This window comes from Terribacillus jepli, from assembly GCF_047228925.1.
Taxonomy (GTDB): Bacteria; Bacillota; Bacilli; order Bacillales; family Amphibacillaceae; genus Terribacillus.
In genome coordinates, this window is record NZ_JBFEGH010000020.1 from 24728 (window position 1) to 39459 (window position 14732).

Sequence of the window (14732 nt, forward strand, 5' to 3'; positions counted from 1 at the left end):
AATGGCAGATATCCGAGATTTCTCAACGTACAAAGGCAAAAAGGACGACGATAATCCTAGCGAAATAAAGCAAGCACTTGTGGCATTCCTCGAAAATGCTGCGGACCTAATGGAGTTTAAAGCGGAGCAGGCGAAGTTGAAGAAGAACTATTTCGACCATCTCGTCAAGAGTGGATTCACCGAAACTCAGGCGCTAGACATCGTAAAATCCGATCCACACATGTAAAGGAGGCGCATAAATGACGAAACTAATCGTATTAATCCTCGCATCACTTATCGGAGGCATCGTCGGCTGCGTAATTATCGCAGGCTTCGGCTTCCTCATCGGTTCAGCCGTTTCTTATCTGATACCTTCGGCACTGACCGGAGCATTCGGAATCAGCCAGGACAACATCGCGCCAATCTTCGCATGGGCAGCGCTACTGGTTGCGGCAGCTATCGCATTGAAGGCGGTAAGTTTCGATGAGCGCTAAGGCGGATTTGTTCCGACGCATGATCGCAGCAGCCGAAGAGGATCGAAAGGACTTGGCGGAACGTATCACGCTAAAGGCGGAATCGCTGGCGGCAGCGCATAAGGAATTATCGGACATGGACGATGGCATTGCGGAGGCGCGGCGTCAGTTGGCGGATTTGGAAAAGGAGGCGGAGTGATGCTTTATAAAGTTAAAATGTCGATGTTTAACGATTCAGTCGAAGTAGGCGAGCTTATCGATACTATCGACGGTACACGGATTAAGGTGCTTACGATTGTCAAGGTCGATTCGGATAGTGACGGCGAAGCAATCGTATATGTAACTGGTTTTCCAGTGAGCGCATTTGAATAACGAAAGGGGAAGATAATTTGACGATTATAACGAAGAACAACGGAGCACGCGAGTTACCATTCGAACCGGCTCGGCTAGAACGCTTTATTGATGAGATTGCGAAGGATTATCCGGCATTAAATACGGACAGTTTCAAGCGACGCCTTGTTACAACGATCAGTGCTCGCGAAGTCTATCCGGCCTCCGAGATTACGAATCAGCTAATCCTCGAAGCGCTAAGCAATCTCGACGAAGAGGAGCCGGACTGGACGTACGTTGCAACGCAAGCATATCTCCGAAAACTATATCGTGAAGCCAGCAAAAACCGGGCGTACGATGCGGACGAAAGATACGGAGACTTCTACGGACTTATCAAAGTGCTTTCGACGATGGGCGTATACTCACCGAAGACTCTCGAACTCTATTCGAAGGAAGAGATCAACGAGCTAGGCGCCGAGATCAATCCGGACAAGGATGCGCTATTCACTTATATCGGATTACGTACGCTAGCTGACCGATACCTGGCCGGCGACAAGAAAGGCGCAGTATACGAGCTGCCGCAAGAGCGCTGGATGATGATTGCTATGACGGTAATGCGCCAGGAACCGAAGGAACATCGCATAACACTCGTTAAGGAAGCATATTGGGCACTGAGCAATTTGTTTATGACGGTCGCCACTCCGACACTATCAAATGCCGGCAAGAATTACGGACAGCTTTCGTCCTGCTTTATCGATACGGTCGACGATAGCCTGCAGAGCATCTTCGACAGTAATACGGACGTAGCAAACCTTTCGAAAGATGGCGGCGGCATTGGCGTGTATCTCGGAAAGATTCGAAGCAGGGGCAGCGCGATTAAAGGATATGCCGGAGCATCATCGGGGGTTTTACCGTGGATGAAGCAGCTTAACAATACGGCAGTATCCGTCGATCAGCTCGGTCAGCGCAAAGGCGCGATCGCAACGTATCTCGACATCTGGCATAAGGACATCTATCCGTTCCTTGACGCGAAGCTAAATAACGGAGACGAACGGCAGCGGACGCATGACTTATTTACTGGCGTATGTATTCCGGACATCTTCATGGAGCAGGTTCGGAAACGCGGTGACTGGTATTTGTTCGATCCGCATGAGGTTCACCAAGTTATGGGGTACTCGCTCGAAGATTTCTACGACGAAAAGAAAGGCGAAGGAAGTTTCCGAGAAAAGTACGAAGAATGTGTACAGTCGAACGACCTTACCAAAACGAAAGTCGCAGCTATCGACGTAATGAAACGTATCTTACGCAGTCAGCTGGAAACAGGCGGTCCTTTCATGTTCTACCGCGACGAGGTAAACCGAATGAACGCAAATAAACATCTCGGAATGATTTATAGCTCAAACCTCTGTACAGAAATCGCTCAGAACCAATCTCCGACAATCCAGACGGAACAGATCGTAAAAGACGGAAAGATCGTTATCACGAAAGAACCAGGCGATTTCGTAGTATGTAACTTATCTTCGATAAACCTCGGGCGTGCCGTACCAGCCGGCGTACTCGACCGATTGATCCCGGTACAAGTCCGCATGCTCGATAACGTAATCGATATCAACAATCTGCCGGTACTGCAGGCGCAGCTTACGAATCAGAAGTACCGCGCAGTTGGTCTCGGCACATTCGGATGGCACCACTTACTCGCGCTGAAAGGAATCGAATGGGAATCGGAAGAAGCCGTCGAATATGCCGATAAGCTGTACGAGCAGATTGCGTTCCTTACGATTAAGGCTTCGGCAGAACTTGCGCGAGAAAAGGGCGCATACCCAGCGTTCGAAGGTTCCGAATGGCAGACGGGAAGATATTTCGAACGACGCGGCTACCTCTACGATATGAAATGGGCGGAGCTTGCCGAAATGGTATGGCGGACGGGCATCCGTAACGGCTATCTAATGGCGCCAGCACCTAACGCTTCAACTGCGCTAATTGCCGGCAGTACAGCGGCATGTGATCCGATATTTGACGTTTATTACAACGAAGAGAAAAAGGACTATAAGATTCCGGTAACAGCACCCGACCTTAACGAAGATACGGCGAAGATATACGAAAAGACAGCGTACGAACTCGATCAGCGATGGAGTATTCGTCAAAATGCGGCAAGGCAGCGCCATGTCGACCAGTCGTTATCGTTTAACATCTACGTTAAGAATGACGTCAAGGCTGCGGAACTTCTCGAATTGCACCATATGGCGCACGATTCCGGATTTAAGACATCGTATTATATGCGTTCAACTTCTAACTAAGGGGCGATTAAATGAAACGATATCAATTCATGTATAAATACAACGGTAAAAACGGTCACTTCGAATTCCCTTCGGAATCTCCGAACAAAGCAACGCTCGAAGCTCTCGAAAGGATTGCGGACATTGAGTTCTGCGATCCTTCGGAAATCACCGATATACGACTCGTTAAGATTAGCGACGAAAACGGACGAACTCACTTCGAATGCGAAGGGTGCCAGTAATTGCGCCCTTCCGTTCTTATAGCCTATGCGTCGATCAGCGGAAATACGCTCGAAGTCGCCCGGCTAATTTCGGAAGACATGCAGCGACGAGGCTTCCGATCAACTCTATACGATATCGGAGGCCCTGTGCCACTGCCGGACATCTCCGAATATGACGCAATACTAATCGGCACGTACACCTGGGACGTAGGTATGACGCCAGCAGCCGTAAAGGATTTCGTAGCTGATATCGGAAACAAGCCACCGAACGTATTCATCTTCGGAACAGGAGATACGCAATTCGGAGGCGACGATCTATTCTGCGCTGCTGCCGATAAGTTGGCGAAGTTTTACGAATCACCGCTACCGCCGCTAAAGATCGAACAGTCTCCGAGAGGCACGCAGGAATCGGAAGTAATCGAATGGACGAAAGGGGTAATCGATTGGCTGAGAGATTAACGAAAGCAACGGTATTAGAACCGAAGAATCCGAATAAGACAACGGCATTATTTAACGGAAAGGCTAGCGGTATCCTTCATTGGGACAACGTAAAATATCCGCACTTCTACGACTTACGGAAGACGATTCGCGGCCTGTTCTGGTCGGCGCACGAAGTCAGCATGGTCGCCGATACGAAACAATTCGCCAGCCTTTCCGAAAAGGAACGGACGGCCTTCCTTAAGATTATCGGCTTGCTGGCGACATTGGACGGACCACAAACGGACATAGCTTCGAAGATAGCAGCATTCTCGACGGATCCGAGCGTTAAGTCGATATTGGCGACGATAGCCGATCAGGAGTCCGAGCATAATCACAGTTACACTTACGTATTGGCTTCCGTTACACATTACGATAACCAGATTAAGGCGTTCAATGAGGGACGGACTGACCCGGTAATCCTCGAAAGGAACGAACGCATCTCGGAAGTATATAACGAGTTTGCGGAGAAGCCGACGATAGAAACCGCACTCAAAGCGATGGTATATACGGCGCTACTCGAAGGGTTGTTCTTCTACAGCGGATTCGCGTTCTTCTATAACTTAGCCCGGAATCAGAAGATGGTCGGAACGTCGACGATGATCTCCTATATCAACCGTGACGAGCTACAGCATGGACGATTCATTAGCGAACTATTCCGGGCAACACTCGCCGAGAATCCGGAATACAACAACGAGCAGTTTATCGAATGGGTGTACGATCAGTTCCGGCACAGCGTCGAACAGGAAACGAAATGGAGCCGATATGTGCTCGACGGCATTGACGGAATCGACCTCGATGATATGGCGGGCTATGTAAAGTACCGGGCGAACAAGATGCTGCGCATGCTCGGCCTCAGCGAGATATACGAAGGTTACGAAAAGAATCCGATGAAATGGATCCGAGCATATACCGATAACTTTAACGGAACTAAGTCGGACTTTTTCGAACAGAAGTCTCGGCAGTATACGAAGACAAGCGATTTAAACGGATTCGACGATTTATAAAACGAGGAGGACGTTATATGCCATTACCGAAGAATAACATGCTATTCGGATTCGAGCCGAAACTTACGCAGGAGCAACGGACATACGTCGATAGTATTTTCGATAACCAGCTTACGATTGTCAACGCTAGGAGCGGAACAGGGAAGACAACGCTAGCCGTCGCATGTGCCCGCATCATCGGAAAGCCTCTCGTTTACATCTTCGCACCTGTCGAAGAGAATCGGATGGGCTTCCGTCCTGGCGGTCAGTCCGAAAAGGAACGTGAGTATTTGCAGCCGTTAAAGGACGCGCTGCTCGAAATCAACGAGAATCCATCGCAGTCCATTTACGACGAGGATAATCCGGAAGCTATGAAGAGTGGCAAGCACTGGGTGTATCCGCGGTCACACATTTTCGCTCGTGGTACGAATATCAAAGATTCGACGGTAATCATTTCGGAATCGCAGAACTTTACGAAGAATGAGCTACGGAAAGTATTAACGAGGATACACGACAGTTGTACGGTGATTCTCGAGGGTCACGTATCTCAGTGCGATCTAGCAGATCCGGCAGCAAGCGGATTTAAGTCGTACATCGATCATTTCCGTCCGAAGAAATATGCGCAGGTTTGCGAGTTAAACTGGAACTTCCGCGGCAGTCTCGCTAATGATGCCGACGAAATCGAATAAGGGAGACGATAATATGACGAATCTAACCGAAAAAATTAAGCAATGGGCGATCGACCGTAACCTGCATACCGCTAATCCCGATAAGCAAATGCTGAAGCTATTCGAAGAACTCGGCGAACTTGCCGAAGGCATGGCGAAGGATCGTCCGGAGCAAGTAAAGGACTCCATCGGTGACATCTACGTAGTATTAACGATTCTATCGACGCAGCTCGGCATTGATATCGAAGATTGCATCGCGATTGCTTACGACGAAATAAAGGACCGCAAAGGGCGGATGATTGACGGAGTTTTCGTGAAGGAAGCGGACTTGTTGAAGGAGGAGCCGAGCGGCCTTTCTAAGCTAAGTGCACCAGTAACGAAGGAAGACTCAGGCATCCCAGAGGAAGACGAAGATTACGATGATTGCGAAGTTATCGAATGTAATATGTGTTTCGAAGTGAAGGCCGTCGAAGTGGGAACGTGGGCGTTGGATAAAGGTATGTGCGAACCGTGCTACGGAAAATATCAGGGTTAAGGGAGGACGAAAAAATGAGCGAAATTATCAACGTACTTGACCGAGGATATGTCCGATTAGTCGACGTTATGGGGAGCGACCTTAGCGTAGTAAACAGCGCTAGGGTTTCGTACGACAAGGAATCATCGGAGCTGTCCGATAAGGACGAGCGCCTGATCCGATTCTTAGCACGGGAAGGCCATACGTCGCCCTTCCGGCACGCGTCGCTGCAGTTCGAAGTATATGCTCCGTTAATGGTTGCGCGCCAGTGGTGGAAGTACGTTGTCGGATCCGATCATACGATGGATTCCTGGAACGAGAGCAGCCGTCGATATATTACGGAGGAAGCAGCATTCTATATTCCGGCAGCCAACGAATGGAGAAGCGCGCCGGAAAACTCGAAGCAAGGTAGCGGAGATGTTGTTAGTAACTTCGTGGGCGAACGCGCAACAGCTGCGCTAATGAAACATATCGAATCGGGTGAGTCCTTGTACGCTATGGCGCTAGAGAAAGGTATTGCTGCCGAACAAGCCCGCCTATTCCTTCCGGCATACGGAATGTACGTCCGCTACTATTGGACTGCATCGCTTCAATCCGTCGCACACTTCCTTAATCAACGCCTAGCACACGATAGCCAAGCGGAAATCCAAGCGTACGCCAACGCGGTGTACGAGCTGGTGCAGCCGAAATTCCCGGTAAGCATAGCCGAACTCGTTAAGACAAAATAAAAAGACTCGCTATTAGTAGCAAGCCTCTTCACACATCTTATCGGCAGAGTCTTCGGAATCGGCGATCGCATAAAGTGACCATCCGTGCGTCAGTTTGTCAAAAGCTTCTTCTTCCCAGCACCAAATAACTTCGTGATCGTTTCTCATTACGTAAAACTTTTCCATGAAGCACCTCCGAAATTGGTTTATTAATTAGATAGTACCACATTGGCAGCATATGTCAACGATAAATAACGAAAAGGAGACGATTATTTGACGGAACCAAACGGCATTACACGAATCGCCCTCACCGGCAAGCTCCGGTCAGGCAAGTCGACAGTGGAGCGCCACCTAACGCAACAGCACGGCTTCAACTCGGTAGCATTCGGCGATCAGCTCAAGTATTTCGCGCACAAAATATTCGATGACGCTACGGATGACGCCGCCTATGACCCGTTCCGTCCCGGCTCACCGCAGAAGCCTCGCGCACTATATCAGCAATTCGGTCAGCTATGTCGCGAAATCGATCCGGACGTATGGATTAAGCATGCGCAGCGGACCGTCGAATATTACGAGAGGCTTCGCGATACGACCGGCATTGTCATTTCAGACCTCCGGCAGCCTAACGAATATGAATGGGCGAAGGCGAACGGATTTACCATCGTAAAGGTTGTCGCTGATGATGCGGTCAGGCTCGAAAGGGCGCGTCAGGCTGGCGATAAGATGACGGAAGAGGATTTCGTACATGATACGGAGAGTTACGTCGATGGATTTGCGGCGGATTATACGGTGGTTAATGATGGAGAGTTGGCGGAGTTGCAGCGGAAGGTTGACGGGATTATCGAAGATATTTCGAAAGGGGACGATTAATTGGAATTTCGCTCCTGCGCGTTAAGAACTCGTGATAAAGGCGGAAGAGGTCATAAGTTGGAGATCCGTAACGACTTCGTATCTAACGCACTGACTTCGGTAAGCAAGGATACGCTTGTACTCGAAATTATAACGGAAGAGGGCGATATATTGACGGAAACAAACGCTAACCAATCGAAACGCAACTCCGAGACTAAGCCATTTACTTACGTATCTCTATTCAGCGGTATCGGCGGATTTGAGCAGGCGCTAAACAAACTCGGAGGTACTTGCGTACTGGCCTCCGAAATTGACAGATTCGCTAATCAGGCGTACGAGGCTCTGTACGGCGAGCCAACTGTCGGAGACATTACGAAGGTTGCTGCGGAAGATGTTCCGGATCATGACGTACTTGTCGGTGGCTTCCCATGCCAAGCGTTTAGCGTTGCCGGCAAGCGTGGCGGATTTGATGACGCAAGAGGGACGCTATTCTTCGAAGCTGCCCGCATTGCTGCCGAAAAGCAACCAAAGCTAGTACTGCTCGAAAACGTTAAGGGACTCGTTGGTCACGATAAAGGACGGACGCTTGACACGATAGTCAAAACGCTAAATGAAATCGGATATACCGTAGATTTTAACGTACTCAACTCGAAATATTTCGGAGTTCCTCAGAATAGGGAACGGATTTTCATCGTAGGTGTACGCGATGATCTAGCGAAGCCGAGCGATTGGATTATCGAAGGGAATAACGTAGTAGCGAAAGGTAAGCGTCGAATAAGCGGCTATGACGATGTTAAGACGTTTAACTTCGATTGGCCTGCGCAAGAGGAAGTAACGGTAAGGTTGCGGGATATTCTCGAAAGTGACGTCGATGAAAAGTATTATTTGTCGAAGGAAAAGACGGCGGATCTTGTAGCTCAACTAGACGATAAAGTACGAACTGAAAAATTTATTATGGACGGAAAGAATAGTTTCGGGGGAAATCATAAGGTATTCGACGAAGGGATTGCGCCCACTTGTCTATCAAATGACTTTAAAGAACCGAAAAAGGTCGTTGAGCCTATTGTTGAGCAGTTTACGGAAGGTGACGGTGTTTCCTGCTGTGTTGACGCCAACTATGCGAAAGGTACTTCGCCAGGTGACGTTGGAAAAGGGCGCAGAACTCACGTAATCGAACGCCAACCACGCTACCGCATCCGCAAGCTAACGCCGCTCGAATGCTTCCGCCTACAAGGCTTCTCAGACGAAGAGCACCAGACGTTAGTCGACGCAGACATCTCGAATAGCCAGCGTTATAAGCAAGCCGGGAACGCCGTAACGGTCAACGTAATTGAAGCGATAGGTGAACGGCTCCTGACAGTACTTGACGAAGCCTAATCGACGACTCTCTCAAACGCGAAGCTACCAACGTCATATTCCGAAAAGTCCCGCCCAACATAAGCGAAACGCAGCGGCAAATCTTCGTAATCGAAATCGATAGCCTGTACGATGGCGCGCGCTGAGCAATACGCCTTCTTGTCGAGCAGGAATGGACGGATATTCGGCACGCGAACAACTTCGGGCTTAGCGATAACGACGCGCTTGTTCGCTTTGTCATAGCCGACAATGATGCGGCTTTGCGGATCAACTCCGATTGTCTTGCGGGCGCCAGACGAAAGGTACAGGCGCTGCTGGTTATCGATAGTTATGTAAGGTTCGGCGGAATCTGCGGAAATCCACTGGAATGTCGCGTTCTGCGTAGACCCGTCCGATTTTGCTTTAGTAGTTTTCGTAGCCATAGCGAAACATCTCCGATCATTAGCGTTATTAGTACGATTATAACCGGATTTAACGACTATATGCAACCATTAGGCGAAGTATGACGAATATTTAACGCCGAATAGGCGAAAGGGGACGGATATATGGGAGAAACAGCGGTACAGAAGGTAAATAGGATCCTCAATATAACGGAATCATATAAAGCGCCGGAACGTCTGATGGAAATACTTTTCGATAAAGAGCGGAGAGAGGATGTTTTCCGACAATTCTTAGAAGCGTTTGATTACGATGTCGGTTTCGATTGGTTCCACGAATACTTCCAAGAAGAGCATGCGGATAGGAAGACGAAGAAACAGGACTTTACGCCGCAATCTCTTTCGCAACTAGTAACGAAACTGGTTGGTTCGCCCGATAGCGGACTACACTACGAACCTTGCGCTGGAACCGGCGGTATGACGATTACACGATGGAATTACGATCGAATGCAGCATAGCCCTTTCGATTATCGGCCGTCCTGGTACGTTTACCATTGCGAAGAATTATCCGACAGAGCCATTCCATTCCTATTGTTTAATCTCGCAATTCGCGGCATGAATGCGGTCGTCGTTCACTGCGACGTATTGACACGTAAATCTTTCGGTGCTTTCTTCGTACAAAACGAAAAGGACGATCATCTACATTTCTCGTCGATAAATGTTATGCCTTATAGCGAACAAGTGGCGAAGCATCTGGCGGTAGAGTGGACCGAGGAACGTTACGAGGCTCATGTTGAATCGTCGGAAGAAATGCCCGCACACATCGTCAATCCCGTCCCTCGCGGCGAGGTTAGCGACTTTACGAAGGCTGTATACGCTATTTGCGGCATTGTAACGGAAGGTGACGAATAATGGGAGCTGTGAAACGGGATATGCACGCAGCCGAACGCCAGCACGCCGAAAGGTATGCGCTAGATAATGCGGATGGCGTCCGGTTGTTGCTCGCCGATTACCACGCGCTAGTCCAACGCCAATATGCCGGTGATTACGATGCGGTTATTATACTCGCCGACCTGCAGTGTGCGATCGATATGGCTGCGCTGACTTGGCGGCAGAAGAGCGCGCTACATTACGTATTTATCGAGCAATGGACGCAGGAGATGGCGGCAGGTGCGTTAGGTATCGATAGGACTACCGTAGCTCATTACGTTAGTGTGGCGCTAATTAAGATAGCGGACGTGTACGAAAAATGGTCGTGGCAAGGCGAAGGATATTGCGTTTATATCACTAACGAAAAGGGGCTAACATATGACGAAATTTAATCCGAAATATCGTGAGGTACTTATTGAGCAAACTGCGCAGATTGAGCGCGATACAAAAGCGGGCATACTTACGCGACCGGAACGAATGAAAATCATCGACAGGGTATCGAAGGAATATGCGAATCAGCACGCTTGGGCTAACGAAATTGCAACGGAAAATGAACGGCGAAGTGCGGAGGCATCCGGTAGGGAACCGAGGGAGCTACCGATAAATCCTCCGGAAAGTGATCTGCTCGATAAGTTGGCGGATTTAATGCTATACGAGGAGCTTACGGATGCTACGCCGTACAAGATCGCTAATACGGAATATCCGATAATGAGCGCCAACATGATGGAGGAGCGGTCGGAGAAGGACGTACAGCTTGTCGGAGTAGATTACGAGACGGATCGGAAGGCGACGGGCAAGCGTAGGAAGCGGACGAAGCGCGAAGATTACCTCGTCGATAAGAATGCGAGGGCGAGGAACGCGGAGAGGCGCCGAAAGTATCACGAGTTTACGAAGGTGCAGCCGGTAACTACTTACAATATTAACGATATTTGAGCGGTAAATACCACACTTTAGCCCAAACGTTACGCTATAGATTGGAAGGGAAATAATTTCCCGAAATAAATAACGCTTGTCACATCGGTCAATCGACCCTCTCCGTGGCAGGCGTTTCATTTTACTTAAAGGAGACGATGAGAATGGCGGGTAAGCAAGGCGAACAGCGCGAATCTATCGAAGAATTAGCAGAAGAAACGAACAAAAACGGACAGGTAACGATGAAGATCGGCTTGGACGTATCGGAAGCCCTAACGGGACTGAAAGCAGTCGAGCGCCAGGCTAAGGCGGCTAAACGGGCTGTTGCGGAGTTGGAAGACGGCAGTTACGCCGTTACTCGAAGATGGGACGGAGAGGGCGGAAAAGATACGGATTACGTATACAATTATCCGCTAAATATTCCGAAGCAACTGTCCGACTACTCGACGAAAGAGCTTGCGGATGAGTTGGCGAAGCGGGAAGGCATCGAAGAATTTGAGGTCAAGCCTCATGAAGGATACGCAACGATTGCGTTTTCAAACGGATTAGATGTTAGTAATATGCTCCGCGTTGACGGACCGGCTAGAATCGTGGTGAATCGGGATTGATTTATAATCTTGAATTTCTCGTCGTGCTAGGCGTATTACTTATCGGAACAGGAATCGTATTAGATATTCGAAAGTATCGCGGAGGTGACGAAAAATGAGCAAATCGAGCGAAGCACGCATCTTATTCGAGAATATCTACGAACTTATTGGGCGATACAACAAGGCGCTTGACGAATCTGGTCATTCTCCGGAATACGCTCCGAAAGAGGTGGCCGATCAGATACTCAGTTTTTGCGAGACTCGCGATGTTACACACGTATCACTAATGAATCACTTAGATGAGGGCGTAGAAGGCTACGGGAAGCATACGACATTTATTATTCGGCTGACCGATAAAGGAAGTGACGGAGAATGATCGATAAATTTATGAATGCCACGACGGAAGAACTGTTGGCGGAGATTGAACGCAGACAGAACGAGCTATCGAAATACACTGCGGAAGAATTAGCGAATGAATTAGCATCTCGTAAAGGCACCGAAGATTTACGGTGCGAATATGGCGGAACCACTATTGATGTATACGCACCTAACATGCAGATAGCGGACTCCATGGTTGGTGGTGTTCGTATTGTAATAATTCCGGAGGGTGTCGATAAATGAGCGAAATATATTACGGTGAAACTGCTAGGCGCAAACGTATCGATGAGTTACGTAAGAGCGCGATGAAGCGTGGCAGATGTACGAATAGCTGCTGTAATCGTGAGGTATCGGTGAATGTGCGGAATGACTTCGACGGAGATGCGTTATTAGAGCGGGTATCTTCATACCTAGCGAAAGAATCCGCAAGGGTAATGCGGAGATTATAGCGATAAATTAACGGAACAAAACGAAACTTGGGCGACGAATGTGCCGGGTGAGCAGCGTGTTGTACGGTATGACATATGACGAGTACCGTGATTATGTTTACGAGTGTCACGCGAAAGCAAACGATAAGTTAACGGAGGTTGGTTAAGTGAACGAAAAATTTTACTGCTACTCTACGACTCTTATGCATTTCTTGAAGGCTAACGGAATCCGCTACGATTATACAACGCTGCATAACCGGACAGGCAACCGCATGTGGGTGTTCGAGCGTAACGATCAGCTGCGGACATTGCTTGACGAATATGACGAAAGAAAAGCGAAAGCCTTGCGATAAGCAGGCGAATTAGTTAACGAGGGAGACGATAGTGAATGCAGATGAATGATCGTTTGACGGACGAACAAATCGAAGCACAACGCCAGAAAGACGCATTGCTTAGTGGCGATAAAGGATACGCACCAATACCGCATTGGATATACCGCGAGTTGCTACCGGAGCTTAAAGATAAATATGACGGACAGACTGCGAGAGATTGCTTAACGCTATATATGTACTGTCACGCATATGTTAACGGGCAGAGCGGCGGATCTGCGTATTTATGGGCATATCCGAATGTATCGCAGATTAACGCCGATACCGGCATACATGGCGACAGGATAAAGAAGCTATTCGATATATTGACGAGTGAAGGCGTGATGGTTACGCGGAGGATTCCGTGGTACGGGCATTCGAAGAAAATGTACATGCCGTTGTACGAACGCCGAAAGAATAGCGGAGGCTAGTCGATAAGTCCCAAATTCCTATGAGCGGGATTTAATCAATTCCCGTTGGTGGGATTTAATCAATTCCCGTTGGTGGGATTTAATCAATTCCTATGAGCGGGAATATAATAATAACGAATTAACAAGAACGAATTAATAAGAATAATAATTGCGTCCATTTTACAAAGTACGTAAAATAGACCGCCGATAATATACCTAATACTTATATATCTTATTCGGAGCAAAGAACTTTATAAAAGAAAACAAGATACGCCTGATTCCCGCTGCTGGGAGTCGGGCATTTTACATTTACGAAAGGGTGACGATACATGAACGAAGAACAGGAAAAACGCCACGATATACTTATCGATAACTTACGAAAAGCTACCCGAGAATATTACGACCTTACCGATGAGTATTCTGATCCAGTCGAATATATGCCGATTGAAGAAGCGAAGGATTACGCATTTAGAGCGGTTAGGAAAGGGCAGGAATTCCACGTATCAAATATCGTTATTTACCCGGAGAAGGACGGGCATACGGCGATTATACGATTTACCGATAAGTAAACGAAAGGAGGCGCTAATATGGCGAAACTAAACGAGAAGCAATACGCAGCTATTGCGATATTATCTTTACCGAATAAAGGCGGAATGACTTACGAGGAGATTGCGGAAGAGGTCGGAGTCGACGTTAGTTCTTTACGAAGATGGCGCAATGATGACACGTTTAATAACGAACTGAAACGGACAGTCATGCGGAATACCCTCGAAAGGTTACCGGATGTAATGGCGTCAGTACCCGATCATATTATCAACGATGGTAATGCGGCCATGTTCCGTACATTCCTGCAGGCTCACGACTTACTTACGGAGCGACAAGAGGTTACTACGAAGGATAACGGTGCAGCTGATGTTAACGATATGAAGGCGCAAATTGAAGCGTTTAAGGCGAAGCAGAAGGCGGAGGAACAATAGGCCTATCGCTTATATGCCGTCCATATATCGCCCTATATAAGAAGGAACTGGCGTGGTATATTCGGAGGCTATGCGCTATTGCAAGCGGGTAAGGTACCAATTACCAGGCGCGCCCTTCCTGCGCGTGACCCCGCCAACACTTTCGGCACTGGCGCCATGATCGTACTATATGCGGCTATACACATATACTCGCAGCCATACCGTAGGACTAGCGATAAGAATGGCGGTATATCAACGTTCTTATTCGATGTATAAAGATAATGATATCGTACACTTCCGATGATGCCCGTAAACCGCGGTATATCAACGTTTTCATATATCGCTAGTTTACATAATGCATGTTATCGGAAGTAACTCCGGTATATTTATACGAAATTATACGCAAGTCGGAGCAACACCGCGAACCAGAATAAGGGGGGGCGGTAGTCAAAAATTCATCGCCGTCGCCAGGCGGACTTTAAATCCGGATATCAAATTTTCACTTTGGCCTTTCGCTAATCCAGCGGAGGCCTTTTCGCATTGTCCTAGC

25 protein-coding genes are annotated in these 14732 nt (G+C 48.3%); 23 read left to right on the forward strand and 2 right to left on the reverse strand.

Going from position 1 to position 14732, the window contains the following annotated elements; genetic code table 11:
- Nucleotide 1: 1 nt before the first annotated feature.
- The 10 genes from AB1K91_RS17815 (at nt 2) to thyX (ending at nt 6652) form a co-directional block, all read left to right on the forward strand.
- Complete coding sequence (locus tag AB1K91_RS17815) at nt 2-226, forward strand: hypothetical protein (protein ID WP_413091778.1); 225 nt, start codon at nt 2-4, stop codon at nt 224-226.
- 13 nt (nt 227-239) lie between these two features.
- Complete coding sequence (locus tag AB1K91_RS17820) at nt 240-473, forward strand: hypothetical protein (RefSeq protein WP_413091780.1); 234 nt, start codon at nt 240-242, stop codon at nt 471-473.
- A complete protein-coding gene (locus AB1K91_RS17825) occupies nt 463-651 on the forward strand; it encodes a hypothetical protein (protein ID WP_413091782.1) in 189 nt (62 codons plus the stop codon). The genes AB1K91_RS17820 and AB1K91_RS17825 overlap by 11 nt, the downstream gene beginning before the upstream one ends.
- On the forward strand, nt 651-824 hold the full coding sequence (locus AB1K91_RS17830) for a hypothetical protein (protein ID WP_413091783.1): 174 nt from the start codon (nt 651-653) through the stop codon (nt 822-824). Before AB1K91_RS17825 ends, AB1K91_RS17830 begins: the two co-directional genes overlap by 1 nt.
- Before the next feature lie 17 nt (nt 825-841).
- A complete protein-coding gene (locus tag AB1K91_RS17835) occupies nt 842-3079 on the forward strand; it encodes a ribonucleoside-diphosphate reductase subunit alpha (RefSeq protein WP_413091785.1) in 2238 nt (745 codons plus the stop codon).
- Nucleotides 3080-3300: 221 nt separating this feature from the next.
- Nucleotides 3301-3738: a flavodoxin gene (locus AB1K91_RS17840; RefSeq protein ID WP_413091787.1), complete on the forward strand. Its 438-nt coding sequence runs from the start codon at nt 3301-3303 to the stop codon at nt 3736-3738.
- The gene (locus tag AB1K91_RS17845; RefSeq protein ID WP_413091789.1) at nt 3723-4763 is read left to right on the forward strand and encodes a ribonucleotide-diphosphate reductase subunit beta; all 1041 of its coding nucleotides are present in this window, start codon (nt 3723-3725) and stop codon (nt 4761-4763) included. The genes AB1K91_RS17840 and AB1K91_RS17845 overlap by 16 nt, the downstream gene beginning before the upstream one ends.
- 17 nt (nt 4764-4780) lie before the next feature.
- The gene (locus AB1K91_RS17850; RefSeq protein ID WP_413091791.1) at nt 4781-5431 is read left to right on the forward strand and encodes a PhoH family protein; all 651 of its coding nucleotides are present in this window, start codon (nt 4781-4783) and stop codon (nt 5429-5431) included.
- Between the two features lie 13 nt (nt 5432-5444).
- Nucleotides 5445-5945: a MazG-like family protein gene (locus AB1K91_RS17855; RefSeq protein ID WP_413091793.1), complete on the forward strand. Its 501-nt coding sequence runs from the start codon at nt 5445-5447 to the stop codon at nt 5943-5945.
- Between the two features lie 14 nt (nt 5946-5959).
- Nucleotides 5960-6652 (forward strand): FAD-dependent thymidylate synthase, encoded by a 693-nt coding sequence (gene thyX, locus AB1K91_RS17860; protein ID WP_413091795.1) that lies wholly within the window; start codon nt 5960-5962, stop codon nt 6650-6652.
- A gap of 12 nt (nt 6653-6664) precedes the next feature.
- On the opposite strand, the gene AB1K91_RS17865 is transcribed toward thyX, so the two are convergent.
- Entirely contained in the window at nt 6665-6817 is a 153-nt protein-coding gene (locus AB1K91_RS17865; protein ID WP_413091797.1) for a hypothetical protein, read from the reverse strand.
- 87 nt (nt 6818-6904) lie between these two features.
- On the opposite strand from AB1K91_RS17865, the gene AB1K91_RS17870 reads away from it, so the two are divergent.
- Both AB1K91_RS17870 and dcm read left to right on the forward strand, forming a co-directional pair.
- Nucleotides 6905-7501, forward strand: a complete 597-nt coding sequence (locus AB1K91_RS17870) for a deoxynucleotide monophosphate kinase family protein (RefSeq protein ID WP_413091798.1) — start codon at nt 6905-6907, stop codon at nt 7499-7501.
- Entirely contained in the window at nt 7502-8857 is a 1356-nt protein-coding gene (gene dcm, locus AB1K91_RS17875; protein WP_413091800.1) for a DNA (cytosine-5-)-methyltransferase, read from the forward strand.
- On the opposite strand, the gene AB1K91_RS17880 is transcribed toward dcm, so the two are convergent.
- On the reverse strand, nt 8854-9258 hold the full coding sequence (locus AB1K91_RS17880) for a hypothetical protein (RefSeq protein ID WP_413091802.1): 405 nt from the start codon (nt 9256-9258) through the stop codon (nt 8854-8856). The genes dcm and AB1K91_RS17880 overlap by 4 nt on opposite strands.
- 123 nt (nt 9259-9381) lie before the next feature.
- Between AB1K91_RS17880 and AB1K91_RS17885 the strand changes: the two genes are divergently transcribed.
- The 11 genes from AB1K91_RS17885 to AB1K91_RS17935 all read left to right on the forward strand — a co-directional run bounded on the left by AB1K91_RS17885 (nt 9382) and on the right by AB1K91_RS17935 (nt 14203).
- A complete protein-coding gene (locus AB1K91_RS17885) occupies nt 9382-10125 on the forward strand; it encodes an N-6 DNA methylase (protein WP_413091803.1) in 744 nt (247 codons plus the stop codon).
- Nucleotides 10125-10535, forward strand: coding sequence for an RNA polymerase subunit sigma (locus AB1K91_RS17890; RefSeq protein WP_413091805.1), 411 nt, complete (start codon nt 10125-10127; stop codon nt 10533-10535). The genes AB1K91_RS17885 and AB1K91_RS17890 overlap by 1 nt, the downstream gene beginning before the upstream one ends.
- Nucleotides 10522-11076, forward strand: coding sequence for a hypothetical protein (locus tag AB1K91_RS17895; RefSeq protein ID WP_413091806.1), 555 nt, complete (start codon nt 10522-10524; stop codon nt 11074-11076). The genes AB1K91_RS17890 and AB1K91_RS17895 overlap by 14 nt, the downstream gene beginning before the upstream one ends.
- Nucleotides 11077-11219: 143 nt before the next feature.
- A complete protein-coding gene (locus AB1K91_RS17900) occupies nt 11220-11663 on the forward strand; it encodes a BC1881 family protein (RefSeq protein ID WP_413091808.1) in 444 nt (147 codons plus the stop codon).
- Nucleotides 11664-11757: 94 nt separating this feature from the next.
- On the forward strand, nt 11758-12018 hold the full coding sequence (locus tag AB1K91_RS17905; RefSeq protein WP_413091810.1) for a hypothetical protein: 261 nt from the start codon (nt 11758-11760) through the stop codon (nt 12016-12018).
- Between the two features lie 11 nt (nt 12019-12029).
- Entirely contained in the window at nt 12030-12263 is a 234-nt protein-coding gene (locus tag AB1K91_RS17910) for a hypothetical protein (RefSeq protein WP_413091812.1), read from the forward strand.
- On the forward strand, nt 12260-12469 hold the full coding sequence (locus AB1K91_RS17915) for a hypothetical protein (protein ID WP_413091814.1): 210 nt from the start codon (nt 12260-12262) through the stop codon (nt 12467-12469). The genes AB1K91_RS17910 and AB1K91_RS17915 overlap by 4 nt, the downstream gene beginning before the upstream one ends.
- Before the next feature lie 146 nt (nt 12470-12615).
- Entirely contained in the window at nt 12616-12801 is a 186-nt protein-coding gene (locus AB1K91_RS17920) for a DUF5659 domain-containing protein (RefSeq protein WP_413091815.1), read from the forward strand.
- Nucleotides 12802-12836: 35 nt separating this feature from the next.
- The gene (locus tag AB1K91_RS17925; RefSeq protein WP_413091817.1) at nt 12837-13247 is read left to right on the forward strand and encodes a hypothetical protein; all 411 of its coding nucleotides are present in this window, start codon (nt 12837-12839) and stop codon (nt 13245-13247) included.
- A gap of 308 nt (nt 13248-13555) precedes the next feature.
- A complete protein-coding gene (locus AB1K91_RS17930) occupies nt 13556-13795 on the forward strand; it encodes a hypothetical protein (protein ID WP_413091819.1) in 240 nt (79 codons plus the stop codon).
- A gap of 18 nt (nt 13796-13813) precedes the next feature.
- On the forward strand, nt 13814-14203 hold the full coding sequence (locus AB1K91_RS17935) for a phBC6A51 family helix-turn-helix protein (RefSeq protein WP_413091821.1): 390 nt from the start codon (nt 13814-13816) through the stop codon (nt 14201-14203).
- Nucleotides 14204-14732: the final 529 nt, after the last annotated feature.